This is a genomic window from Thalassovita litoralis (assembly GCF_900182725.1).
In the GTDB taxonomy this organism is placed as follows: domain Bacteria; phylum Pseudomonadota; class Alphaproteobacteria; order Rhodobacterales; family Rhodobacteraceae; genus Thalassobius; species Thalassobius litoralis.
In genome coordinates this window covers 179,697-203,110 of record NZ_FXTO01000002.1, presented here as the reverse complement: position 1 = coordinate 203,110, position 23,414 = coordinate 179,697, and the positions used below count along the sequence as shown (strand labels likewise).

Genomic DNA, 23,414 nt, shown 5'->3' with positions numbered 1-23,414 from the left:
GTCAGCCCATTGCCGCCATCATTTCGCGGCCCACCAGCATCCGGCGGATTTCGCTGGTGCCTGCGCCGATTTCCATCAGCTTGGCATCGCGGAAAATCCGGCCAACCGGGTTGTCGCTCAGGTATCCGGCACCGCCGAAGGCCTGCACCGCCTGATGCGCCACAACCATCGCTTCTTCTGACGCATACAGACAGCAGGCCGCCGCGTCCTGACGGGTCACTTCGCCCCGATCACAGGACTTGGCCACCTCGTAAACATAGGCGCGGGCCGAGTTCATCTTGGTGTACATATCGGCCAGCTTGCCCTGCATAAGCTGGAAATTCCCAATCGGCTGACCGAACTGTTTGCGTTCAACCATATAGGGCATGACCTCGTCCAGACAGGCGGCCATGATCCCGGTGCCGATCCCGGCCAGAACCACGCGTTCGTAATCCAGCCCCGACATCAGAACGCGCACGCCTTTGCCTTCTTCGCCCAGCACGTTTTCAAACGGCACTTCGACGTTATCAAAGATCAGTTCGGCGGTGTTCGAGCCACGCATCCCCAGCTTGTCGAAATGTTTCGACGTGCTGAACCCTGTCATCGACTTTTCCACGATGAAGGCGGTGATGCCCTTGCTGCCCCCCTCGGGGTCGGTCTTGGCATAGACCACCAGCGTATCGGCATCCGGCCCGTTGGTGATCCAGTATTTATTGCCGTTCAGCACATAGTAGCCATTGCGCTTTTCGGCTTTCAGCTTCATCGACACCACGTCAGATCCGGCCGAAGGTTCTGACATCGCCAGCGCACCCACGTTTTTGCCGGAAATCAGGCCGGGCAGATATTTCATCTTCTGCTCGTGCGTGCCGTTCAGTTTGATCTGGTTCACACACAGGTTGGAATGCGCACCATAGGACAATGAAACCGAGGCCGACGCCCGCGCGATTTCCTCGACCGCGATCACATGCGCCAGATAGGACATGCCCGCGCCGCCGTATTCTTCGGGGGTGGTGATACCCAACAGGCCCAGTTCGCCCATTTCTTCCCACAATTCATGCGGGAACTCGTTGTCTTGGTCGATCTTGGCCGCCATCGGCCTGATACGTTCTTGTGCAAAGCGATGCACCATTTCGCGCAGCGCATTCACATCCTCGCCCAGATCGTACTTCATCACCGCGTTGAACATGGCCTACTCCTCCGACCGCATTATTGAACAGTTGTTCATTATTTGCCACGCCGACCCGAGTCGCGTCAACAAAAATGATGACGCAGTATTTTCCACGCTATCGAGGGACGCCCGGCCATACGCACACAGCCGGGCGCCGGGCATCATAGGATCGCCCGCAATCAGCACTCCAGAATGACATGGGGCGTTCCGTCCGATGTCTTTTCTTGCGTCATGCCCAAGGGGCCAATCACGCAATGCACCCGTTTGCGATAGTTGGAAAAACTGTCGAACGTCACCACGTCAACAGGTTCATCCAGTTCCAGCGCCAACCGGAACCAGCCCGGTCGCAGCATGGTGACGGAAACGACCGTGGCCTTGAAAGGCTGCGAAAGATAGCTGCCTTCGACCCGCCCGCCCGGTGTCCATGCAGGTGGCGGGCGATTGCCGATGGCCGCGTGAAAGGCGTTCCAATCGCGGAACCCGTTCTGATGCGCCACCAGTTCAAGCGATTGCGCATGGCTGATTTCGGTGCCTTGATCCGCCAGTTCCGCCCGCAGGCGTTTGGCCTGTGCCTTGGCCTGCGAAAGGGGGGGCAATTGCGTATTCATGCGGTTTCTCCTGTTCCGGTTTCAAAAATCCCCCAGCGCAACGATTTCCGGCGCGCGGTGCCTGTCAGCACACCAATCGTCAGCATCAGAAGACACAGTTCAGCCAGTGGCCCGGCCAGCCAGATGCCGCCTTCTCCGATCCACAGCGCCAGAACAAAAGTCAGCGGCAGCGCGAACAGATACGGTTTGGCCAACCCCAGCAAAGCAGCCCGCCGGGCATCCCCAACCGCCTGAAAATGCATGGCAATCATCATCAGCGGGCCAGAGATCGTGAAACACAGCGTCATCACGGGTAAGATGCGGGTTACTTCGGCAATGGTAGCGGCGTCATTCACAAAGGCCGCCCCGATCTGCGCCGGGAACAGGGTAACGGTCCCCTGCACCAATGCGCAATAGACAAGCGCCGCCCCAAGGGCAAAGCGCAGACTGCCATTGGACCGGTCCCACAACGCCGCCCCGTAATTGTTGCCGGTGATGGTCTGCATCGCATGAGACACCCCCAAAAGCGGCAGAAACGCAAAGGTCATCACCCGCGTGATAATCCCATAGGCCGATACCGTATCATCATAACCGGGGGCGCTGACCATCTGCAAAGCTGCGATAATCCCCGCTGATCCCATCGAAAGCCCAATAAAGCTCAGACTTTGCGGCGCCCCAAGGGCCAATATCCGCCCCCAACCATGCAACAGGCTATGCCGTCCCAAAACCGAGATATGCAGCAGCGTCCCGCCCCGCACCCGGAAGGCTGTAATAATCAGCAGGGCCAAGACCTGCGCCAATACGGTGCCATAGGCCGATCCGGCGACACCCATATCCAGATGTGCGATCAGGATATAGTTAAAACCAATGTTGGCCAGCGAAACCAGAAGGCTCATCGCGGCCATAAAGCCCACCCGCCCTTCGTTGCGCAGCGTGTCGGAATTGACCGACAACACGAACAGCACCGGGGAAAACAGCACCGTGATCCGCAGGTATACCCCGCCAAGCTGCGCCAGTTCCCCGGACCCGGCTGCCGCCAACAGAACCATCGGACGCCCGAACAGCATGAACAGCACAATCAGCAACAGCCCCATCAGAAGCGCCAACCCATGCGCCCCGGCGAAAACCGCCTGCGCCTGCGGCAGGCGGTTGCCCCCCAGATGCCGCGCCAACAGGCTGGACATGCCACTGGCAACCAGCGTCGCCAGCGCCACGATCAGCATGTAGACCGGGAACATCAGCGTCACCGCCGCCAAGGCCTGCGCCCCGACATAATGGCCCAGAAACAAGGCATCGGCCACAGCCAGCAGTCCGTTCATGCCCATCACAAAAATGATCGGCAGCGCCGTTTTGGCATAGGTTTGCCCCAAGGGGGCCGTCAAAAATGAATTATTAGGGGGTTCCGTCATGTCCCGTCATCCTCTGGCACGGATCGCGCAATTTCAGGATGGGACCCGCGTTGCCATCCGCGCGATATGCGTGGAGGAAAACAAAGACAGTGATCTGCCGAACTTCACCAAGACAAATGTCGCGGGTGGCAGGCGTCAGCGGCCTGCCCCGCAGATAGCCAAACGCCCCCGCCGCGTCAAGCTTCTTGGCCTACCCCCCAGACCGGGCGGATCACCCCGCCTGCCAGACCGCGCCAACCTCGGCCCGGATGATACGGGCGATCAGGGCGCAATCGGATTCCGAAAACGTCAGCGGCAGGCGCATGTCCACGATCCCTTTCAGCACCCGGTCCGTGGCTGGCATTGCATCGGACGGGGCATAGCGCCAGCTATCGTAGCGGCTGGTGAACCCCGTAGGTTCCGCGCCGCCGAACCATTTCAGATCCACCCCCCGCGCGGCGCAGCGGCTCAACACCTGTTGCACCGCCTGTTCGGACCAGTCCAGCAGCAGGAACTGGATCGACGACCCCACATAATATTCCGCCTTGGGCCGGTCGATCACAGTCAGGCCGGGGGTGTTGCGCAGGCCATCTTCGACCACCTGATACCGCGCATTCCAGCGGTCGCATTGCTGCGCCAGATCACGCAGTTGCGGGCGCAGGATCGCGGCGCGCAGGTTATCCATCCGGCCCGATATGTTGGGCGTATCGTATTTCACCGCCTCGAATACCGCCGGATCGGGGGCCGCCAGATGCCGCCCATACAGCATATACGACCCCGAAAGCATCACCGCCCGCGCCATCACCTGCGCGTCATTTGTGATCAGCAAGCCACCCTCGCCGGAATTCATGTGTTTATACGTCTGGGTCGAATAGCACCCGATCACCCCATCGGTTCCCGACAGCCGCCCGTTCCAGCGTGCGCCCATCGTGTGAGCGCAATCTTCGATCACGATCACATTCGCGGCGCGGCAAATCTTCAGCAGGCGATCCATGTCACACAGATGCCCGCGCATATGGCTAAGCATCAGAACATCCGCCTGATCCGCCTTGGCAGCCAGATCATCCAGATCAATCACCAGATTTTCGGTTACTCCCACAAACACCGGCACCGCCCCAACGGCGGCAATCGCCCCCGGCACCGGGGCCAGCGTAAACGCGTTAGTCAGCACCCTGTCGCCGGGTTTGATGCCAACCGCCCGCAGCGCCGTAGCCAGCGCATACCCGCCCGAGGCCACCGCCAGCGCATACTCCACCCCCATCGCGGCGGCGAATTCCTGTTCCAGCAACGCGGTTTCACCCGGATCGTCACCCACGGTATTGTAGCGATGCAACCGGCCGGATCGCATCACACGCAGCGCCGCCTCGATCCCCTCTTCGGGGATCGGCTCTTGCTGAGTAAAAGCGCCGGTGAAAACCTCGGTCATGCGGCGGCCTTTCCGATCAGGGACATCACAAGGCCGGGCAGATCGTCATAGTGATCCAGCAACCCTTCGGGCGACAAATCCTCGACCGTGCGCCCATCGGGGCCGAATGTCACCAGCACACAAGGCACCCCCATCGCGGCGGCGGTTTTACGATCTGTCACCGTATCACCGATCAGCACCGATTGTTCCGGGTCGCCCCCGGCGCGCAGCACCGCCTCGCGCAGCGGCAGCGGATCGGGTTTGCGCACCGGCAGCGTATCAGCCCCCACCAGCGACGCAAAGGCCGCCCGCACGCCCAACCGCTGCATCAGCGTTTCGGCCAGCGCCTCGGGCTTGTTGGTGCAAATCCCCACCTTGTAGCCGGAAGCCTGCAACGCATTTACCGCCTCCATCACGCCGGGATACAGCACGGTATGGCGGTCGATGTCGGCGGCGTATGCCTCTAGCAGCGCGGGATACCACTGTTCGACCTGCGCTTCGACATCCGCATGGTCCAGCCGTTCCAACCCCAGCCGCAGCATCGCCTTGCCACCCCGGAACGCCGTACCGGCATCGCCCTGCGGGCACAGCACATCCCCCGCCCCCATCTGCCGGAAACAGGCATTCGCCGCTGCAATCAAATCGCCGCTTGTATCCGCCAGCGTCCCGTCCAGATCGAAAATTACCGTTTTCATCGCCTGCCGCCCCCTTTTCAGCGCCTTTTCGCGCAGCTTTGTCACATCCCGCAATCACAAGTGAAGCATCGTGGCCTTGCGTGCCAGCCGCAAGCGGATAAAACGGGCGCAACGCAAAAACAACAAGAGATATGGCATGAGCACGGCCCTGATTATCCTTGCCGCAGGCATGGGAACCCGCATGAATTCCGACCTGCCCAAGGTGCTGCACCAGATCGCCGGTGCGCCCCTGCTGATCCACGCGATGAAAGCCGGGGCCGCCGTTGCCCCCGAACGCACGGTGATTGTCACCGGCCACGGCGCGGCACAGGTGGAACAGGCAGCCCGTGAATGGGACGAAGACACCCAATTCGCCCTGCAAGCTGAACAAAACGGCACTGCCCATGCCGTCGCCCAAGCCCGCGAAGCACTGGCAGGGTTCAGCGGCGATGTCATCGTGCTGTATGGCGACACGCCCTTTATCCAGCCCGAAACACTGGAAGCAATGGTACAAGCCCGCGCCCGGCATGACGTGGTGGTGCTGGGCTTCACCGCCGCCGATCCGGACCGCTATGGGCGGCTGGTGATGGACGGTACCGCGCTGGAACGGATCGTGGAATATAAGGACGCCACAGATCAGGAACGCGCCATAACCCTGTGTAATTCGGGCGTGATCTGTGCCGATTGCGAAACGCTATTCAGCCTGATCGACGCCGTAGACAACAATAACGCCGCCGGGGAATATTACCTGACGGACATCGTAGGGCTGGCCCGCACACGCGGCCTGTCCGCCACGGCTGTCACCTGCGATGAATCCGAAACGTTGGGCATCAATTCCCGCGCCGAACTGGCTGCCGCCGAAACCGCATGGCAATCCCGCGCCCGCCAGATCGCAATGGAGGACGGCGTGACCCTGCTGGCCCCGGAAACCGTGTTCTTTGCCCACGATACCGTGGTGGGGCGCGATACGGTGATCGAACAGAACGTGGTGTTCGGCCCCAATGTGACCGTGGAATCCAACGCCCGCATCCGCGCCTTTTCCCATCTGGAAGGCTGCCATGTCAGCCAACGCGCCATTGTCGGCCCCTTTGCCCGCCTGCGCCCCGGTGCCGAACTGGCCGAGGATGTGCATGTCGGCAACTTTGTCGAGATCAAGAACGCCTATCTGGACGAAGGGGCGAAGGCCAACCACCTGACCTATATCGGCGATGCCTCGATCGGAAAGGCCACCAATATCGGCGCGGGGACGATCACCTGCAATTATGACGGGGTGATGAAGCACCATACGGAAATCGGCGCGAATGCCTTTATCGGGTCCAACACGATGCTGGTGGCCCCGGTGCGTGTCGGCCACCGCGCCATGACGGCCAGCGGTTCTGTCATCACAACCGACATCCCGGACGAGGCGTTGGCCCTGGCCCGTGCCAAACAGGTGAACAAACCGGGACTGGCCACAAAATTGTTTGATATTCTAAAGAAACAGAAAGAAAAGCGCCAAAAAGGAGCTGAATAATGTGCGGTATTGTAGGGGTTCTGGGCGACCACGAAGCAGCGCCCATTCTGGTCGAAGCCCTGAAACGGCTGGAATATCGCGGCTATGACAGCGCCGGGATTGCTACGGTAAACGGTGGCCATCTGGATCGCCGCCGCGCGGTGGGCAAGCTGGTGAACCTGTCGGACTTGCTGGTTCATGATCCGCTGCCGGGCAAATCCGGCATCGGCCACACCCGCTGGGCCACGCATGGCGCGCCCTCGGTCGTCAATGCCCACCCACATCAGGCGGGGCCGGTGGCCGTGGTGCATAACGGGATCATCGAAAACTTCCGCGAATTGCGGGCCGAACTGGCGGCAAAGGGCTTTCACTTTGTCACCGAAACCGACACTGAAACCGTGGCCTTGCTGGTGCAATCCTACATGGCCGAAGACAACACCCCTGTAGAGGCCGCCCGCCTGACGCTGGGGCGCCTGCACGGTGCCTTTGCGCTGGCGTTTCTGTTCGACGGCGAAGAGGATTTGCTGATCGCCGCCCGCAAGGGCAGCCCGCTGGCAATCGGTCACGGTGACGGAGAAATGTTCGTGGGGTCCGATGCCATTGCGCTGGCCCCGCTGACGGATCGTATCACCTATCTGGAAGAAGGCGATTGGGCCGTCCTGACCCGCACTTCGCTGGAAATCCGCGATGCCACCGGAAATCTGGTGAACCGCGACATGCGCCGGATCGAGGTGGACAGCGCCCGTGTGGACAAGGGCGGGCATAAGCACTTCATGGCAAAGGAAATTGCCGAGCAGCCCAGCGTGATCGGCGAAGCCATTCGCCACTATATGTCCGCCGATGGCAACAGCGTCGCCCTGCCCGGAGATGATCTGGATTTCACCGCGATTGACCGGCTGACGATGGTCGCCTGTGGCACCGCGTTTTATGCCTGCCTGACCGCGAAATACTGGTTTGAACAACTGGCCCAATTGCCGGTCGAGGTGGATATCGCCAGCGAATTCCGCTACCGCGAACCGCCGATTACCCCCCGCACCGTGGCGCTGTTTGTCAGCCAGTCGGGTGAAACCGCCGACACGCTGGCCGCGCTGCGGTATTGCCACGAAAAGGCGGATCAGATCGTTTCAGTGGTCAATGTCCCCGAAAGCTCGATCGCGCGGGAAAGCGATCTGGCGCTGCCCATTCTGGCCGGAACGGAAATCGGCGTGGCCTCGACCAAGGCATTCACCTGTCAGTTGACCGTGCTGCTGATGCTGGCGCTGAAAGCCGCCGAACAGCGTGGCACCATCACGCCGGATCGTCTGGCCGATCTGCTGGCGCATCTGCGCGCATTGCCCAACACACTGAATCATGCGCTGGATCAGAACGCCGCCACCGAACGCGCGGCCCGCAAGCTGGCCGAAGCCTCGGACGTGCTGTTTCTGGGGCGCGGCCTGATGTATCCTCTGGCACTGGAAGGCGCGCTGAAACTCAAGGAAATCAGCTACATCCATGCCGAGGCTTACGCATCGGGCGAATTGAAACACGGCCCCATTGCCCTGATTGACAACGCCCTGCCCGTGGTCGTCATGGCCCCGCGCGATACGCTGTTTGAAAAAACCGTATCGAACATGCAAGAGGTGCTGGCCCGTGGCGGCAAGGTGCTGCTGATCACCGATGCCGCTGGCGCAGCCGAGGCGGCGAGTGACACATGGGAAACCATCGTGCTACCGCAGGTCGATCCGGTACTGGCCCCGATCCTGTATGCCGTTCCGGCGCAGCTTCTGGCCTATCACACCGCCATCGCCAAAGGCACCGATGTGGACCAACCCCGCAATCTGGCGAAATCGGTGACAGTGGAATGACGCTGGACGATGCGCTGACAGAATTGAAGGCCCATATCGAACCCGGTCGGGCCGAGGCAATGCGGACCTATCACAAACAAACGAGGGATGTGCTGGGCATTCCCAACCCGGCGCTGAATGACCTGACAACCGGCTGGCGCAATACCCTGCCGGTGCCTGAACGCGTCGATCTGGCGCGTGCGTTGTGGGACACGGATATATTCGAGGCCCGCATCGCCGCCGCCAAATTGCTGACGCAGGCCCGGATCAAGGATGACGAACAGACATGGATTTTGATCCAGTCATGGGTGCCACAATTCGACAGTTGGGCGATTGCCGATCACGTCTGTATGGCGGGGCAAAAACGTCTGCTGGCCAACCCCACCCGCGTGTCCGAGGTCGAGGACTGGACCCATTCCACCCATATGTGGACCCGCCGCGCCGCGCTGGTAATCACCCTGCCGTGGACCAAGCAGAACAACCCCAAGCCCACGGATATTGAAATCCGCGACCGCGTGCTGCGCTGGTGCGCCCGTTATGTGGATGACCGCGATTGGTTCATGCAAAAGGCGATTGCCTGGTGGCTGCGGGACTTATCCAAACACGATGCCCCGCGCAGTGCCGCGTTTCTGGATCGCTACGGTGACCAGATGAAACCCTTTGCCCGCAAGGAAGCCGGGAAATACCTGCCCAAACCCTGACCTACCCCGTTCCAGTTTAGTCGCGGTAAACCTGAACTTCGGGCAGACCAGTCAGGGGCGCGTCCAGAAACCGCATCGCAGCCAGCGATAAGCGGCTTCCTGCGGTCACTGGGCCACTGATCGGGATCAAGTCCACCTTCACGGTGCGGCCCGATTTCACATAGGTCACGCGCCCTTTGGCGGGGGTGCTGACCAGCGGTGTTTCGATCCATATCCCGCCCCGCGACGGATCACCCAAGGATGCCACCGTCACCCCCAACAGCCCCTTGCCCGTTGGGACTTGCCCGGCGTCCTCGTCATGCACTGGCGGGCTATCCCCCACCTCTGGTAGTGGCATAATGGGATTTTCCCGCACGACAGGAACCGGCGTATCCGGCCGTTTTGCGGGCCAGTCCAATCCGATTTTTTCCATCGGGGTACACCCGGCCACGAATGTCAGGGTCATAACGGCGGTCAGAATTGTTTTCATACGGACAGGTTAGGACCAAAGCACATCACAATCAACGACATCCGCCCTTGCCGTGGCGGGGTTCCGCGCATAGTTTCCCTGCATGACAGCACCCCTGATTGACCCCTTCCTGCGCGCAATCACCTATCTGCGTGTTTCCGTCACCGACAGGTGCGATTTCCGCTGTGTTTATTGCATGTCGGAAAACATGACCTTTTTACCGAAAAAAGAGCTGCTCACGCTGGAAGAACTGGATCGCGTTTGCACCAGCTTCATCGGCATGGGCGTGGAAAAGCTGCGCATTACCGGGGGGGAACCGCTGGTCCGGCGCGGGATCATGACGTTTTTTCAGGACATGTCTCGCCATCTGGACACGGGCGCGCTGAAGGAACTGACGCTGACCACCAACGGATCGCAATTGGCGCGGTTTGCCGATGATCTGTATGCCGCCGGGGTGCGCCGGGTGAACGTATCGCTGGATACGCTGGACGAACAAAAATTCGCCGACATCACCCGCTGGGGCCGCCTGCCGCAGGTTCTGAACGGGATCGACGCGGCGCAACGGGCCGGAATGCGCGTGAAAATCAACGCCGTCGCCCTGAAAGGGTTTAACGAGGATGAACTGTTCCGAATGGTGGAATGGTGTAAATCCCGCGACATGGACCTGACCTTTATCGAGGTCATGCCGATGGGCGATATCGGCAATGAAAACCGGTTGGATCAATATTGGCCGCTCAAGGATCTGCGGGCAACGCTGGCGCAGCAATACACCCTGACCGATCTGGCCGAACGCAGCGGTGGCCCCGCGCGGTATGTCCGGTTGGAAGAAACCGGGCAGAAAGTCGGCTTTATCACACCGCTGACCCACAATTTCTGCGAAAGCTGTAACCGTGTGCGCCTGACCTGTACCGGCGAATTGTTCATGTGTCTGGGACAGGAAGATATGGCAGACCTGCGCCCCGCCCTGCGCAACAGCCCCGATGACAATGCCCCGCTGGAAGCCGCCATTCGTGCGGCAATCGGCCTGAAACCCAAGGGGCATGATTTCGATTATTCGCGGCAGGAAGTGGCAGGCAAAATGTCCCGCCACATGAGCCACACCGGCGGCTGATCATGCCCGCCTTCTGGCGCAGGCCGATGATCCTGCAACTGTATCTTGGCCTGACGCGCCTGCTGCCCGGCGTACTGACCCGCCGCGCCCGCAAGGCGCACACCCGGTTGGGTTGTCCCCCGGAACGGATGGCGGAACGGTTGGGTCGTGCCACCCGGCCCCGCCCCAACGGCAAATTGATCTGGCTGCATGCCGCATCGGTTGGTGAACTGCTGTCCGCACTGGATCTGGCCCGCGATCTGCATTCGGAAACCAGGGCGACGCTCCTGTTCACCACGATGACCCAAACCTCTGCCGCGCTGGCGGAAAAACGCCTGCCCGCCGGGGCTATCCATCAATTCATGCCCATCGACACACCCGCCGCCGTTCAGGGGTTTCTGGATCACTGGCACCCCGATCTGGCCTGTTTTATCGAAAGCGATATCTGGCCCCGGCTGGTTTTGGAAACACACACGCGCGGCATCCCCTTGGCGCTGATCAATGCGCGCCCGTCCTCTAGCCGGGAAAAAGCGCCAAAAACAATGGGCTATCTGATGTCCTGCTTTACCCGCCTGACGGCACAGGATGATCAGACCCGCGATCAGCTTTTGGCGCTTGGCTTGCCTGCTGACCGAATTTCCACCACCGGCGATCTGAAAGCCGCCACTGCCCCACTTGAACACGACCCCGAAGCCCTGCAAATTCTAAAGCAACAGATCAAAGCCCGCCCAATCTGGTTGGCGGCCTCCACCCACCCCGGCGAAGAAGAGCAGGTTCTGGATGCCCACAAACAGGCGCTGGCCCACCTGCCCGACCTGCTGCTGATCCTTGCGCCACGTCATCCTGAACGGGGGGCAGAACTGGACCACATGCTGACCGCCCGCACCATTGCCCATGCGATCCGGTCCCAAAGCCAGCCCATCACAGACCAAACCCAAGTCTATCTGGCCGATACGCTGGGCGAACTGGGTCTGTTGTTCACGCTGGCTCCGATCACCTTCATGGGGGCTTCCTTTACCATGCAGGGGGGGCATAACCCGTTTGAACCGGCACAACTGGGAACCGCAATCCTGCACGGCCCGCATGTGCGCAACTTTCAACACGATTACGCCAAACTGGATAAGAATGGCGCAGCGCAACAGGTGAACACAGCAGGCGAACTGGCCCAAGCCGTTATCGCACTGACGAACAGCCCCGCCCTGACCCAAATGCAGGACACCGGCCAACACCTGATGGCGGAAATGGCCGGGATACGCCCCGCCGTGCTGAACCATCTGCGCCCAATCCTGCCCTGACCTCTTGCCCAGCTGACGCCACCCGCCTAGGGTCGCACGCAACAGACCGGACCAGCCCCCATGCCCGCCACCCCCACCGCCGTTGTGATGAACGATACCTCGACCCGCTACCATCACGGATGCGCGCGGGTGATGCGGTTGCTGGTTCAAGCGCTGGAGGACAGGGGAATTGACATCATCGCCCGCAGCCCGGCCCGCCATGATTGGAAAAATGACGCGGATTTTCTGGACGCAATGCGGCGTGCCGATCTGATTGTCATCAATGGCGAAGGCACAATCCACCACGGCAAACCCGCCGGTGAGGCATTGTTGCGCGTCGCCACCCATCCCGCGCGGGGGCAAACCCCGGTGGCGCTGATCAACGCCCTATACGAGGAAAACCCTGCAGACTGGGGCGCGTATCTTCGGCACTTCACCTTGTTGGTGGCCCGCGACAGCGCCAGTGCCGCCCGCATGGCCCAAGATAGCGGCGGTCCTGTGCGCTGGCTGCCTGATCTGTCGCTCTCCGACCCCTCCGAAGTGCCGAATGCCCCCCGCCACGGCACCATCGTCGGTGATAGCGTGCGACTGGAAAAACGCCGTGTTCTGGCGCAAGCCGCCAGTCGGATACCGGATTGCCGCTTTATCCCAACCAAAACCCTGCGCGGCAAAATCTGGCGATTACCTCTTTTGGGGGGCATCCTGCGGGGTGCGCTGTTCAGGCTGTACAATGCTGTCTGGGTGCTTCGTGCGCCACGGTTTCTGATGCCGCTGACCGAACAGGGTTATTTGTCTGAAATCGCCGCAGCGCGGTTGCATATTACCGGGCGGTTTCATGCGGTGTGTCTGTCCATGCTGACAGAAACGCCATTTCTGGCCCTGACCTCCAACGCCTCGAAAATCGAACAATTATTACGGGATGCGGGCTTGGATACGCATCGGATCATCGGTGCCGATCAGCTATCTTCGCTGCCTCAGACGACCGAATTTACCGCTGTGGAACTGGAAAAAATCCGCGCATTTCGTCAAAAGGCACAGGCTGATTCCGAACATCTTTTCAATGAATTGGCGGCAATGGCGCAGGATCATCAACGCCAAAACAGCTAGGCAGCGTTATCCCACAACATCCGACATGCCGCGCCCGGTCAGGTATACTTCGGCAATGGCGCGGGCGGTCTGGGCCGTCATGGTGCCATCAGCCACCAGCGGCCAATGGGTGACTTCGCGCGTGTCCATGATCGCCATGCGCCCCGGACGCAAACGCACCGGGATATGAGTTTCCCCCAAATAGGCCAGCACCGCCGCACGATGCTTGCCCCCCATCACGAAAAAACAGGTGCGCTGTCCGTCCGTGATAAAATGCCCTTCGATATCGCCATGCTTGTCCGGGTTAAATCCAGATTTGCGAATTGCCTCGGCCACGCGCGACAGGCGTCGTGTTTCCAACGCGATTTTCTGCGCGGAACAGGGACCGTAAAATGCCACCCCATGACTGGCTGGCAATCCCTTCTCGCCCCCCGGCGGACGATCCTTCAGCACCATGCGCCACGGCAAAACATAAGGCGGCAACGCCCCGCCAGCATCGTCCCCCAAGCCATACATATCCGACAGATTGCTAGGCGCGAACCCTGCATAAAACGCGGCCAAGGCGTCTTTGCCATCCGTCAAAGCCCGAACGAATGGGTGGTCCGCCCCATAGGTGAAGCCGCCCTGCATCCGCAGGGCGGTCACTGGCAATTCCATTCGCAAGGGCGCCTTTTCCCACCAGAACGCACAGGGCAACGCCGCTGTGGCATCGTCAAACCGTTTCACCACGGCGCGGTAGCGGGCCAAGGCAGCCGCCTGACGCATGGCTTTGAAGATGCCAGGCATGATGCTCCTTTCAGGAAACAGGCAAATTAACCGCCCGTTTACTGCGCTGGCATCCGGCGTTCAACCACCTCGGCCCACCAGCTACAGCCAGCGGGAATGGCATCGTCGTTGAAATTATATTCCGGGTGGTGAACCATCGCGGTATCGCCATTGCCCACCAGAATATAGGCGCCCGGGCGTTCTTCCAGCATGAAGGCGAAATCTTCGCCGCCCATGACCAGCGGGGCATCTTCGCATTGGCCGCTGACCGACCGAGCCACATCAGCCGCGAAATCGGTCTGGTCGGGGGTGTTCACCATCACCGGATAGTTGCGGGTATAATCCACCCGCGCCACACCACCGAAGGTGGCCGCCACACCGTTGCAAATTTCATTGATGCGGGTTTCCGCCAGATCGCGCATTTCTGCGCTCATCGTGCGGACGGTGCCGCGCAGGGTTACGCGCTGCGGGATCACGTTGAACGCCTTGGACGAGGTTTCAAACGACGTCACCGACACCACGACCTGATCCACCGGGTCGGCGTTGCGGCTGGCAATGGTCTGGATCGACAACACCGCCTGCGAGGCCATCACCGTTGTATCAATCACCTCGTGCGGTTTGGCTGCGTGACCGCCGCGCCCCTCGAACTCGATCTCGAAAATATCAGTGGCGGCGAAAAACGCGCCGGGCCGAATGGCGAAGTGCCCCAGCGGCAGCCCCGGCCAATTGTGCATCCCGTACACTTCCTGAATGCCCCAGCGATCCATCATGCCGTCATCGCACATTTCCTTGCCACCGCCGCCGCCTTCTTCGGCGGGTTGGAAAATCACAACCACGGTGCCGTCAAAATTGCGGGTTTCGGCCAGATATTTCGCCGCCCCCATCAGCATTGCGGTATGCCCATCATGCCCACAGGCGTGCATTGCCCCCGGCGTTTTCGAGGCATAGCCCAACCCGGTCTGTTCCAGAATGGGCAGCGCGTCCATATCGGCCCGCAACCCGATCACCTTGCCCGATCCGGTCTGCTCTCCCTTGATCACACCGACAACGCCGGTACGGCCGATCCCTTCGACCACTTCATCGCAGCCAAATTCCCGCAGCTTTTCGGCCACGATCCCAGCGGTGCGCACGGTATCAAACAGGATTTCGGGGTTTTCGTGGAAATCGCGCCGCCAAGCGGTGATTTCGTCCTGCAATTCAGCAAATCGGTTTTTAACGGGCATGATAGTATCCTTCAGTTATCCGCGCGGCATACGTCGTTCGATCAGTTCGGCAAAAAAGCTGCACCCCAGCGGGATTGCCGCATCGTCGAAATTATAGGCAGGGTGGTGACACATCGGCGTGTCGCCATTCCCCATGAAGATATAAGCCCCCGGTCGCGCCTCCAGCATGTAGGAAAAATCCTCGGCAGGCATGATCGGCGGGGTGTTGGTTTCCACATGCGTTGCCACCGCCTGCGCGGCATCAATCGCGTGTTGGGTCTGTTCTTCGGCGTTGACGGTGGGCGGATAGCCGCGGTGATAATCCACCTTCGCCGTCGCGCCATAGGCTTCGGCGGTCAATGTCGCCAAGGCGGTCAGTCGTTCCTGAATCAGATCGCGCACTTCGGGTTCAAAACAGCGCACGGTGCCGCGCAGCTTGGCCGTTTGCGGAATGACATTCTGGGTATCGCTTTCGGTCAACAGCGTTGCCACGGTTAGCACCGCCTGTTTCACCGGGTCCACGTTCCGCGACACCACCGATTGCAGCGCAATCACGATATGGCTGGAAACCAGCGTGGTATCAATCGCATCATGGGGTTGTGCGGCATGTCCGCCCTTGCCCGTAACGATGATTTCAAATTCATCAGCCGAGGCCATCATCGGGCCGGGGCGAATGGCAAATTCCCCCACCGGAAGCCCCGGCATGTTGTGCAGGCCATAGACCTCTTGCACGTTCCAGCGATCCATTGCGCCGTCTTCGACCATTTTCAGGCCGCCGCCGCCGCCTTCTTCGGCGGGTTGGAACAACAAAACCACGGTGCCGTCAAAGTTACGGGTTTCCGCCAGATATTTCGCGGCGCCCAGCAACATCGCCGTGTGACCATCATGCCCACAGGCGTGCATCGCGCCGGGGATTTTGCTGGCATAATCCAACCCGGTGATTTCCGTCATGGGCAGCGCGTCCATATCCGCGCGCAGCCCGATCACCTTGTCCGAATTGCCCGCCTTGATCACGCCCACCACGCCCGTGATGCCGATCCCTTCGACCACTTCATCACAGCCGAATTCCCGCAGCTTTTCGGCCACGATGCCAGCGGTGCGATGCACCTCGAACAGGATTTCGGGGTTTTCGTGGAAGTCATGCCGCCATGCGGTGATTTCTTCGTGCATCTCTGCAAAGCTGTTTTTGATGGGCATAAGCCGTTCCTTTCCTTACAGAATATCCAGAAGGCGGCGCATGAATGCGTGGCCTTTGTTGAATTGATCGACCGTAATGTATTCATCCGGCTGATGCGCCTGCGCGATGTCCCCAGGCCCGCAGACCACCGCAGAATACCCCGCAGTCTGGAAATGCCCGGCTTCGGTGCCATAGCTGACAACGTGATTGGCATTGTCGCCCGTCAGTTGCCGCGCCAGTGCCTCGGCCTCTCCGTTTTGTTCGGGGGCCAATCCCGGCAAGCCGAATTTTTCGACGATCTCGATCCGGGTTTGCGGAACGACAGCCTGCATTTCGGCTTCGACCTCGGCCACTTTTGCCAAAAAGCGATTGCGCCATTCTTCGGGGTTTTCATCAGGGACCACCCGGAAATCAACGCCAAATTCGCAATCTTTGGCGGTGATATTATGGGCGGTGCCGCCGCTGATCTGCCCCACATGCGCGGTTGTCCAAGGGGGTTCAAACAGGCCCGCCACATCCGAAGGCGTGCATGCCATGTTTTCGGCATTCACCTGATTGGCCCAGTCGATCAGCTTCACCCCGTACATGATGGCATTCACGCCGGTGTGCATGATCGAGCTATGCACCTCGAACCCGTGCATATGTACCCAGAACGCCCGCCCACCTTTGTGTGCGGTCACGGCCTGCAACATGGACGGTTCACCCACGATCACCGCGCTGGCCTTTGGTACGGTTTCCAGCATCCGTTCGATCAGGGGCGGCGCGCCGGTGCAGCCGATTTCTTCGTCAAAGCTCAGCGCCAGTTGCAGCGGGCGGCTGACGCCCTTGTGATGCGCTTCGACCAAGGCCCAGATCGCCAGCGCATCGAAGCCTTTCATGTCGCAGCAGCCGCGCCCGTAATATTTGCCGTCCCGTTCCACCACCGTAAACGGGTCCGAGGCCCAGGGCTGCCCATCTACCGGCACCACATCGGTGTGGCCGGACAACACGACACCGCCCTCAATCTCTGGCCCGACATGGGCGAAGATCGCGGCTTTGTCGTTGTCTTCGTTATAATAACGATGGGCTGTGATGCCGTGGCTGTTCAGGTAGTCCTCGACCCAATCGACCAGCGGCAGGTTGGTGTCACGGCTAACGGTCGGAAAGGCCACAAGCCTTTCCATGATCTCATAAGGCGATAATCGCGCGGGCATTTTATCCTCAATATCCGCTGTCAGTTGTCAAAATGAAATGGCCGGGGCTGACCTCGGTATATTCCGAGGGGGCTGGCACATAATCCGCCGGATGAATCGGGGATGGGATGGGTTTGAAATTCAAATCCCGCTCCAGCGCCCGGTTATGCGGGTCGGCAATCGGCACGGCCTTCATCAATGCCTGCGTATAGGGGTGTTGCGGATTTTCAAACACCGCCTGACGCGGCCCCAGTTCCACGATCCGGCCCAGATACATAACGCCAACGTCATGGCTGACCCGTTCCACCACCGCCATATCGTGACTGATAAACAGGAAGGACAGGCCCAGTTCCGCCTGAAGCTCCATCATCAGGTTCAACACCTGCGCCTGTACGGACACATCCAACGCCGAAACCGCCTCGTCCGCGATGATCAGCTTGGGGTTCAGGGCCAAGGCGCGGGCAATAGCGATCCGCTGACGCTGACCGCCAGACATTTCATGTGGGAAGCGGCGCATGAAACTGCGCGGCAATTCCACCCGGTCGAACAACATGGCGACGCGGTCCATCAACTCGCTGCCCTTGTGGGTGCCATAGTTGCGCATCGGTTCGGCCACCTGATCGGCCAGTTGCATTTGCGGGTTCAGGCTGGCGAACGGGTCCTGAAACACCATCTGCATATCCAGCCGGGCCTTGCGCAGCCCCTTTTGATCCAGCGCCATGATGTCGACGCCATCCAGATTCACATGCCCCGATTGCGGTTGCACCAACCGCAAAATCGACCGTCCCGCCGTGGATTTGCCACAGCCCGATTCCCCGACCAAGGACAGCGTGCGCCCCTTGTTCAGGGTAAAGGACACGTCTTCGACCGCGTGAACATTGGCGATGGTCTGGCGGAAAAATCCGCCCTTCACCGGGAAACGCGTGACCAGATTTTGCACGGTCAACAGCGGCTTATCCGTCCCCGCGATGGGTTCAATCCGCCCCTGTTCGCGCCCCAGCAGCTTCATCGGTTCGGGCAATGCCTTGCCGGTCATTTCGCCCAGTTTGGGAACCGCTGCCAGTAGCGCCTTGGTATAGTCGTGTTGGGGATTTTCAAAAATCTGTTCGACCGTACCTTCTTCGACCTTGTTGCCCCGGAACATGACCACAACCCGGTCCGCCATCTGCGCCACCACGGCCATGTCATGCGTGATGAACATCACCGCCGTGCCGGTTTCCCGTTTCAGCCGGTTCATCAGCGCCAGAATTTCGGCCTGAATGGTCACGTCCAGCGCCGTTGTCGGTTCATCCGCAATCAACAGACGCGGTTCACAGGCCAGCGCCATCGCAATCACCACGCGCTGACGCATCCCACCGGACAATTCATGTGGATATTGTTTCAGGCGGCGTTCGGGTTCGGGAATGCGCACTTGCCGCAACAATTCCAAGGCACGTTCTTCGGCCTGCGTCTTGGACATGCCTTTGTGCAGGCGCAAACCTTCGGTCAACTGGCGACCCACGGTGAACACCGGATTCAGCGCCGTCATCGGTTCCTGAAAAATCATGCCGATTTCATTGCCGCGAATGGTCCGCATCAAGGATTGATCGGCCTTTGCCAAATCCAGTTCCTTGCCATCCTTGCGATCAAAAATCAGGCGACCGCCTGCAATTTCACCGCCCCCGAATTCCACCAACCGCATCAAGGACAGGCTGGATACCGATTTACCGGACCCGGATTCGCCCACAATGCAGACAGTTTCCCCCGCATTCACCTTGAAGGACACATCTTCGACCCCCACCACGGGGCCATCTTTTGTTTGAAATTCGACGCGAAGATTCTCGATCGAGGCGATAGGCTGATCCAGCATCACCATTTCCCTGTTCGTAGTCTGATTATGACACAGACGCTACAGACAGCAGACAACCGGAGTCAAACCGCTAACATCATTATCCCTAGGTCAATCCGACAGGTGCTTGCAATTTTTGATCATTTGGTTTGGAGTTTGATCATTCGCGGCGGCACCGATCAGAAAAATTATGGTGCCATAAGGGTATATTGGTGCATCCTTTCATCAGTCCGTGGACAGAATCACCCCTGATCGCACCACGGGGAAAAACCAAGACACAAATTAAGTGTCCAACAAGGAGAGCGATATGAAACTCAAGTCCCTGATGCTTGGCGCGGTAGCGATGGCCGGTCTGGCCCCTGCCGCCTTCGCAGAAAGAGGCGCAGATGGCCATGTTAATATTATTTATTGGCAGGCCCCTTCGATCCTGAACCCCTATCTGTCCAGCGGCACCAAAGATTTGGAATCGTCCTCGCTGGTGCTGGAACCGCTGGGTCGCTACGATCAGAATGGCGCATTGGTTCCCTATCTGGCCGAATCCATCCCGACCGTTGAAAACGGTGGCGTATCCGCAGATCTGACCTCGATCACCTGGAAACTGAAGCCGGGCCTGAAATGGTCTGATGGCAGTGCGCTGACCTCGGAAGATGTGAAGTTCACCGCCGAATACTGTATGCACCCCGAAGGCGGCTGCGCCCAGTTGGCCAAGTTTCAGGGCGTCAGCAGCATTGATGTCATTGACGAGTTGACCGTGAAGGTGAACTTCTCGGAGGCGAAGCCAAACCCCTATGGCCCGTTCATGGGCGCGCAATCCCCGATCCTGCAAAAGGCACAGTTTGAAAACTGCACCGGCCCGCGTGCGCCGGAATGCACCAGCGCCAACTTTGGCCCCATCGGCACCGGCCCGTTCGCCGTGACCGAATTCAAGCCGAACGACGTGATTTCGATGGTCGCCAACCCCAACTATCGTGATCCGGCGAAACCGGCCTTTGCCACGCTGACCTTCAAGGGTGGCGGCGATGCAACCGCAGCCGGGCGCGCGGTTCTGGAAACCGGTGAATTTGATTACGCGTGGAACCTGCAACTGGCCCCCGATGTCATCGCGAAGATGCTGGAAGGCGGCAAAGGTAAAACCGTCGTCGGCTTTGGTTCGCTGGTGGAACGGATCGAAATGAACATGACCGATCCTTCGCCGTCCCTGCCCGAAGGCGAGCGTTCGACCGCGAAACACCCGCACCCGATGCTGTCGGATGTCCGCGTCCGCAAGGCGCTGTCGATGGCGATTGACCGCGAATTGCTGGTGGAAATCGGCTATGGTCAGGCAGGTCGCCCGACCTGTAATCTGGTGCCTGCACCGGCCATGTATGCCTCGGATAACACCGATTGCTTCAAGCAAGACATCGCAGGCGCCAAGGCGCTGCTGGACGAAGCAGGCTGGAAAGTCGGCGCTGGCGGTATCCGTGAAAAAGACGGCGTAAAACTGTCGCTGCTGTACCAGACCTCGACCAACGCGGTGCGTCAGGATTTCCAAGCCCTGATCAAACAGTGGTGGAGCGAAATCGGCGTTCAGACCGAACTGCGCAACATTTCGGGTTCGGTGTTCTTCGGTGGCGATCCGGGTTCGCCCGACACCTTCCAGAAATTCTATGCTGACGTGGAAATGTACGCCAACAACTTCGACGGCACCGACCCCGAGGCATATCTGGCACAGCACACCTGTGAAAAGGCCCCCAAGCCGGAAGCACAGTGGCAGGGTGAAAACATCAACCGTTTCTGTGACCCCGCCTATGACGCGATGGTTGCAGAACTGGGCCGCACCGGCGAGCTGTCCAAGCGTGGTGAGATCGCGAAAAAGCTGAACGAAATGCTGACCAAAGACAGCTATGTCGTTGTGCCGCTGGTCGACCGTGGCCGCGTGTCCGCACATTCCAACACTCTGGGCGGTGTCGTCCTGAACACTTGGGATTCGGAACTGTGGAACGCTGCTGACTGGTATCGCATTAAATAATCTGCGATATGCACAGCCCCGGCCATCACCGGCCGGGGCTTTTTGCATTTCAGGGCGTCCGTAGTTTCGCCCTCTCCTCACTAACGACAAGCCGCAAAGGCGCTACCATGCTGACATTCACGATACGTCGATTGGTTCTGGCCATCCCGACGCTGTTGTTCATCAGTCTTGTGATTTTCCTGTTACTGGAACTGGCCCCCGGCGATCCGATGGCACAGGTTCCACTGACTGTCCCCCCCGAAGTCAAAGAACGTATGCGCGAGGCGCTGGGATTGGGGGAACCCGTCCATATTCGCTTTGTGAAATGGCTGATACAATTCTTCTGGATCGAACCGCAGGTTCTGATCGACAACCTGTTTGGCACCTCGCTGTCCGAAGGCAAACTGCGCGTGCTGTCATGGCAGACCCGCAGCCCGGTTATGGACATCGTGGTGCAGCGTATGCCCCAGACGCTGTGGGTTGTGGGCATGTCCTATATTCTGGGCGTTCTGATCGCCCTGCCTATCGGGATTTATTCCGCCTACAAACAGTATTCGATCTTCGATCAGGTCGGCACATTTATTTCCATGATCGGCTTTTCCGTCCCGACCTTCTTTACCGGGGTGCTGCTGATCGTGATCTTTTCGGTCAATCTGGGTTGGTTCCCATCAATCTATGACACCACGCATAAGGTGACTGATTGGGACAGTCTGGTGTTCCAATTCCGCCAGATGGCGATGCCCGTGTTCGTGCTGGCGCTGTATAACGCGGCGCAAATCAGCCGGTTCATGCGGGCGTCGATGCTGGATAACCTGAATCAGGATTACGTCCGTACCGCCCGCGCCAAAGGGCTGGGCGAAAAGGTCGTGGTGCTGGTGCATGTGCTGCGCAACTCGATGATCCCGGTTGTGACCGTGATCGCGCTGGGGGTGCCGCATGTGTTTGGCGGGGCCATTATCACCGAACAAGTGTTCAAGGTGAACGGGCTGGGCCAGCTTTTGATCGGCGCAATCGAAGCGAACGATCTGCCAATGGTGCAAACCCTGACCTTTATCTTTGCCCTGCTGATCGTGCTGTTCAACCTGATTGCCGACGTCCTGTATGGCGTTCTGGACCCGAGGATTCGCTATGACTGAGCCGACACAAAAAATCGCGCCGGGTTCTGGCGGGGCCACCCCGGCGGGCGCCCTGACAGATCCGATCCCCGTCGCCCCGCCGCGCAGCCAGTGGCGCGACGTTTGGGACCAGTTCAAACACCACAAAGGCGCAATGCTGGGCGGGATTATTTTCCTTCTGATCGTGTTGCTGGTTTTTGTCGGGCCGCTGCTGTGGCCCTATGATGCCACCTATATCGACATCCGGTCACGTAATCAGGGGCCTAGCTTTGCACATCCGCTGGGCACGGATCAGTTGGGCCGCGATACGCTGGCCCGGATGATGGCAGGCGGGCAAACCAGCGTATCCGTGGGGATCACCGCGATGTTGCTGGCGCTGTTCCTTGGCAGCCTTGTCGGGGTTCTGGCCGGGTTTTTCAAACGGCTGGACGGGTTGCTGATGCGGATGACAGACCTGTTTCTGGCCCTGCCCCTGCTGCCGCTGCTGCTGGTGATGGTGCTGTTGTTCCGCGATCCGCTGAACGCCGCATTCGGGCCGGAAACCGGGATTTTCATCCTGATCGTGGTTGCCATTGGCGTCACAAGCTGGATGCCCACGGCCCGGATCGTGCGGGGCGATGTGCTGGCGCTGAAGGAACGCGAATTCGTTCTGGCGGCCCGGTCTATCGGCACGACCAACACCAAGATGATCACACGGCATATTCTGCCGAACGTGCTGTCGCCCATCATGGTATCCGCCACGTTGGGGATTGCCAATGCGATCATCACGGAATCCGCGCTGTCATTTTTGGGCCTTGGTTTCCCGCCGGATTTCCCGACATGGGGCCGTCTGTTGTTTGACGCCACCGATTACCTGCAACAATACCCCGAACGGGTGTTCTGGCCCGGTGTCGCCATTTCGCTGACGGTGCTAAGTGTGAACTATCTGGGCGATGGTCTGCGCGATGCGCTGGACCCGCGTATTCGGGGCCGCTAAGGCCCGAGGGCGAAAAAAGGATCAAAGCACGGCCCGCCGCATCAGTGGCGGGCCGTTTTCATGTGAATCCATTCGCA

20 protein-coding genes are annotated in these 23,414 nt (G+C 59.8%); 9 read left to right on the top strand and 11 right to left on the bottom strand.

Features of this window, described 5'->3' with window-relative positions:
* Position 1 precedes the first annotated feature (1 nt).
* The 5 genes from FN828_RS03190 to FN828_RS03170 all read right to left on the bottom strand — a co-directional run bounded on the left by FN828_RS03190 (position 2) and on the right by FN828_RS03170 (position 5,222).
* The gene (locus tag FN828_RS03190) at positions 2-1,165 is read right to left on the bottom strand and encodes an isovaleryl-CoA dehydrogenase (RefSeq protein WP_142491942.1); all 1,164 of its coding nucleotides are present in this window, start codon (positions 1,163-1,165) and stop codon (positions 2-4) included.
* 161 nt (positions 1,166-1,326) lie between these two features.
* On the bottom strand, positions 1,327-1,755 hold the full coding sequence (locus FN828_RS03185) for a glyoxalase superfamily protein (protein ID WP_142491941.1): 429 nt from the start codon (positions 1,753-1,755) through the stop codon (positions 1,327-1,329).
* Positions 1,752-3,143 carry an MATE family efflux transporter gene (locus tag FN828_RS03180; protein WP_142491940.1) on the bottom strand — a complete coding sequence of 464 codons (1,392 nt, stop codon included), beginning with the start codon at positions 3,141-3,143 and terminating at the stop codon, positions 1,752-1,754. Before FN828_RS03180 ends, FN828_RS03185 begins: the two co-directional genes overlap by 4 nt.
* A gap of 211 nt (positions 3,144-3,354) precedes the next feature.
* A complete protein-coding gene (locus FN828_RS03175; protein WP_142491939.1) occupies positions 3,355-4,548 on the bottom strand; it encodes a DegT/DnrJ/EryC1/StrS family aminotransferase in 1,194 nt (397 codons plus the stop codon).
* Complete coding sequence (locus FN828_RS03170) at positions 4,545-5,222, bottom strand: HAD-IA family hydrolase (protein WP_142491938.1); 678 nt, start codon at positions 5,220-5,222, stop codon at positions 4,545-4,547. Before FN828_RS03170 ends, FN828_RS03175 begins: the two co-directional genes overlap by 4 nt.
* Positions 5,223-5,358: 136 nt before the next feature.
* Here FN828_RS03170 and glmU point away from each other — a divergent pair, with 136 nt between their 5' ends.
* Genes glmU through FN828_RS03155 form a run of 3 tightly spaced genes read left to right on the top strand, consistent with a single transcriptional unit; the run spans position 5,359 to position 9,217 of the window.
* The gene (glmU, locus tag FN828_RS03165) at positions 5,359-6,714 is read left to right on the top strand and encodes a bifunctional UDP-N-acetylglucosamine diphosphorylase/glucosamine-1-phosphate N-acetyltransferase GlmU (RefSeq protein ID WP_142491937.1); all 1,356 of its coding nucleotides are present in this window, start codon (positions 5,359-5,361) and stop codon (positions 6,712-6,714) included.
* Complete coding sequence (gene glmS / locus FN828_RS03160; protein ID WP_142491936.1) at positions 6,714-8,537, top strand: glutamine--fructose-6-phosphate transaminase (isomerizing); 1,824 nt, start codon at positions 6,714-6,716, stop codon at positions 8,535-8,537. The genes glmU and glmS overlap by 1 nt, the downstream gene beginning before the upstream one ends.
* A complete protein-coding gene (locus FN828_RS03155; RefSeq protein ID WP_142491935.1) occupies positions 8,534-9,217 on the top strand; it encodes a DNA alkylation repair protein in 684 nt (227 codons plus the stop codon). The genes glmS and FN828_RS03155 overlap by 4 nt, the downstream gene beginning before the upstream one ends.
* 16 nt (positions 9,218-9,233) lie before the next feature.
* Here FN828_RS03155 and FN828_RS03150 read toward each other — a convergent pair whose 3' ends face one another.
* The gene (locus FN828_RS03150; RefSeq protein ID WP_142491934.1) at positions 9,234-9,686 is read right to left on the bottom strand and encodes a hypothetical protein; all 453 of its coding nucleotides are present in this window, start codon (positions 9,684-9,686) and stop codon (positions 9,234-9,236) included.
* A gap of 82 nt (positions 9,687-9,768) precedes the next feature.
* On the opposite strand from FN828_RS03150, the gene moaA reads away from it, so the two are divergent.
* The 3 genes from moaA to FN828_RS03135 are packed head-to-tail and all read left to right on the top strand — an operon-like array spanning position 9,769 to position 13,136.
* Positions 9,769-10,776, top strand: coding sequence for a GTP 3',8-cyclase MoaA (gene moaA / locus FN828_RS03145; protein ID WP_142491933.1), 1,008 nt, complete (start codon positions 9,769-9,771; stop codon positions 10,774-10,776).
* A 2-nt stretch (positions 10,777-10,778) separates the two neighbouring features.
* Positions 10,779-12,050 carry a 3-deoxy-D-manno-octulosonic acid transferase gene (locus FN828_RS03140; protein WP_142491932.1) on the top strand — a complete coding sequence of 424 codons (1,272 nt, stop codon included), beginning with the start codon at positions 10,779-10,781 and terminating at the stop codon, positions 12,048-12,050.
* A 60-nt stretch (positions 12,051-12,110) separates the two neighbouring features.
* Entirely contained in the window at positions 12,111-13,136 is a 1,026-nt protein-coding gene (locus tag FN828_RS03135; protein ID WP_142491931.1) for a polysaccharide pyruvyl transferase family protein, read from the top strand.
* A gap of 6 nt (positions 13,137-13,142) precedes the next feature.
* Here FN828_RS03135 and FN828_RS03130 read toward each other — a convergent pair whose 3' ends face one another.
* The 5 genes from FN828_RS03130 to FN828_RS03110 are packed head-to-tail and all read right to left on the bottom strand — an operon-like array spanning position 13,143 to position 19,286.
* Positions 13,143-13,901 carry a hypothetical protein gene (locus FN828_RS03130; protein ID WP_142491930.1) on the bottom strand — a complete coding sequence of 253 codons (759 nt, stop codon included), beginning with the start codon at positions 13,899-13,901 and terminating at the stop codon, positions 13,143-13,145.
* A 38-nt stretch (positions 13,902-13,939) separates the two neighbouring features.
* Positions 13,940-15,103 (bottom strand): M20 aminoacylase family protein, encoded by a 1,164-nt coding sequence (locus FN828_RS03125; RefSeq protein ID WP_142491929.1) that lies wholly within the window; start codon positions 15,101-15,103, stop codon positions 13,940-13,942.
* Positions 15,104-15,118: 15 nt separating this feature from the next.
* Positions 15,119-16,279, bottom strand: a complete 1,161-nt coding sequence (locus tag FN828_RS03120; protein WP_142491928.1) for a M20 aminoacylase family protein — start codon at positions 16,277-16,279, stop codon at positions 15,119-15,121.
* 15 nt (positions 16,280-16,294) lie between these two features.
* Entirely contained in the window at positions 16,295-17,452 is a 1,158-nt protein-coding gene (gene argE / locus FN828_RS03115; protein ID WP_142491927.1) for an acetylornithine deacetylase, read from the bottom strand.
* A gap of 7 nt (positions 17,453-17,459) precedes the next feature.
* Positions 17,460-19,286 carry an ABC transporter ATP-binding protein gene (locus FN828_RS03110; RefSeq protein ID WP_268987194.1) on the bottom strand — a complete coding sequence of 609 codons (1,827 nt, stop codon included), beginning with the start codon at positions 19,284-19,286 and terminating at the stop codon, positions 17,460-17,462.
* Between the two features lie 280 nt (positions 19,287-19,566).
* Here FN828_RS03110 and FN828_RS03105 point away from each other — a divergent pair, with 280 nt between their 5' ends.
* From FN828_RS03105 to FN828_RS03095, 3 genes are all read left to right on the top strand, one after another.
* Positions 19,567-21,267 (top strand): peptide ABC transporter substrate-binding protein, encoded by a 1,701-nt coding sequence (locus FN828_RS03105; protein WP_142491925.1) that lies wholly within the window; start codon positions 19,567-19,569, stop codon positions 21,265-21,267.
* Between the two features lie 107 nt (positions 21,268-21,374).
* On the top strand, positions 21,375-22,382 hold the full coding sequence (locus FN828_RS03100) for an ABC transporter permease (RefSeq protein WP_142491924.1): 1,008 nt from the start codon (positions 21,375-21,377) through the stop codon (positions 22,380-22,382).
* On the top strand, positions 22,375-23,337 hold the full coding sequence (locus FN828_RS03095) for an ABC transporter permease (protein ID WP_142491923.1): 963 nt from the start codon (positions 22,375-22,377) through the stop codon (positions 23,335-23,337). The genes FN828_RS03100 and FN828_RS03095 overlap by 8 nt, the downstream gene beginning before the upstream one ends.
* Positions 23,338-23,414: the final 77 nt, after the last annotated feature.

Coding starts and splice junctions, on each gene's coding strand:
- FN828_RS03190 (WP_142491942.1), bottom strand. CDS start 1,165: ATGTTCAACGCGGTGATGAAGTACGATCTGGGCGAGGATGTGAATGCG.
- FN828_RS03185 (WP_142491941.1), bottom strand. CDS start 1,755: ATGAATACGCAATTGCCCCCCCTTTCGCAGGCCAAGGCACAGGCCAAA.
- FN828_RS03180 (WP_142491940.1), bottom strand. CDS start 3,143: ATGACGGAACCCCCTAATAATTCATTTTTGACGGCCCCCTTGGGGCAA.
- FN828_RS03175 (WP_142491939.1), bottom strand. CDS start 4,548: ATGACCGAGGTTTTCACCGGCGCTTTTACTCAGCAAGAGCCGATCCCC.
- FN828_RS03170 (WP_142491938.1), bottom strand. CDS start 5,222: ATGAAAACGGTAATTTTCGATCTGGACGGGACGCTGGCGGATACAAGC.
- glmU (WP_142491937.1), top strand. CDS start 5,359: ATGAGCACGGCCCTGATTATCCTTGCCGCAGGCATGGGAACCCGCATG.
- glmS (WP_142491936.1), top strand. CDS start 6,714: ATGTGCGGTATTGTAGGGGTTCTGGGCGACCACGAAGCAGCGCCCATT.
- FN828_RS03155 (WP_142491935.1), top strand. CDS start 8,534: ATGACGCTGGACGATGCGCTGACAGAATTGAAGGCCCATATCGAACCC.
- FN828_RS03150 (WP_142491934.1), bottom strand. CDS start 9,686: ATGAAAACAATTCTGACCGCCGTTATGACCCTGACATTCGTGGCCGGG.
- moaA (WP_142491933.1), top strand. CDS start 9,769: ATGACAGCACCCCTGATTGACCCCTTCCTGCGCGCAATCACCTATCTG.
- FN828_RS03140 (WP_142491932.1), top strand. CDS start 10,779: ATGCCCGCCTTCTGGCGCAGGCCGATGATCCTGCAACTGTATCTTGGC.
- FN828_RS03135 (WP_142491931.1), top strand. CDS start 12,111: ATGCCCGCCACCCCCACCGCCGTTGTGATGAACGATACCTCGACCCGC.
- FN828_RS03130 (WP_142491930.1), bottom strand. CDS start 13,901: ATGCCTGGCATCTTCAAAGCCATGCGTCAGGCGGCTGCCTTGGCCCGC.
- FN828_RS03125 (WP_142491929.1), bottom strand. CDS start 15,103: ATGCCCGTTAAAAACCGATTTGCTGAATTGCAGGACGAAATCACCGCT.
- FN828_RS03120 (WP_142491928.1), bottom strand. CDS start 16,279: ATGCCCATCAAAAACAGCTTTGCAGAGATGCACGAAGAAATCACCGCA.
- argE (WP_142491927.1), bottom strand. CDS start 17,452: ATGCCCGCGCGATTATCGCCTTATGAGATCATGGAAAGGCTTGTGGCC.
- FN828_RS03110 (WP_268987194.1), bottom strand. CDS start 19,286: ATGGTGATGCTGGATCAGCCTATCGCCTCGATCGAGAATCTTCGCGTC.
- FN828_RS03105 (WP_142491925.1), top strand. CDS start 19,567: ATGAAACTCAAGTCCCTGATGCTTGGCGCGGTAGCGATGGCCGGTCTG.
- FN828_RS03100 (WP_142491924.1), top strand. CDS start 21,375: ATGCTGACATTCACGATACGTCGATTGGTTCTGGCCATCCCGACGCTG.
- FN828_RS03095 (WP_142491923.1), top strand. CDS start 22,375: ATGACTGAGCCGACACAAAAAATCGCGCCGGGTTCTGGCGGGGCCACC.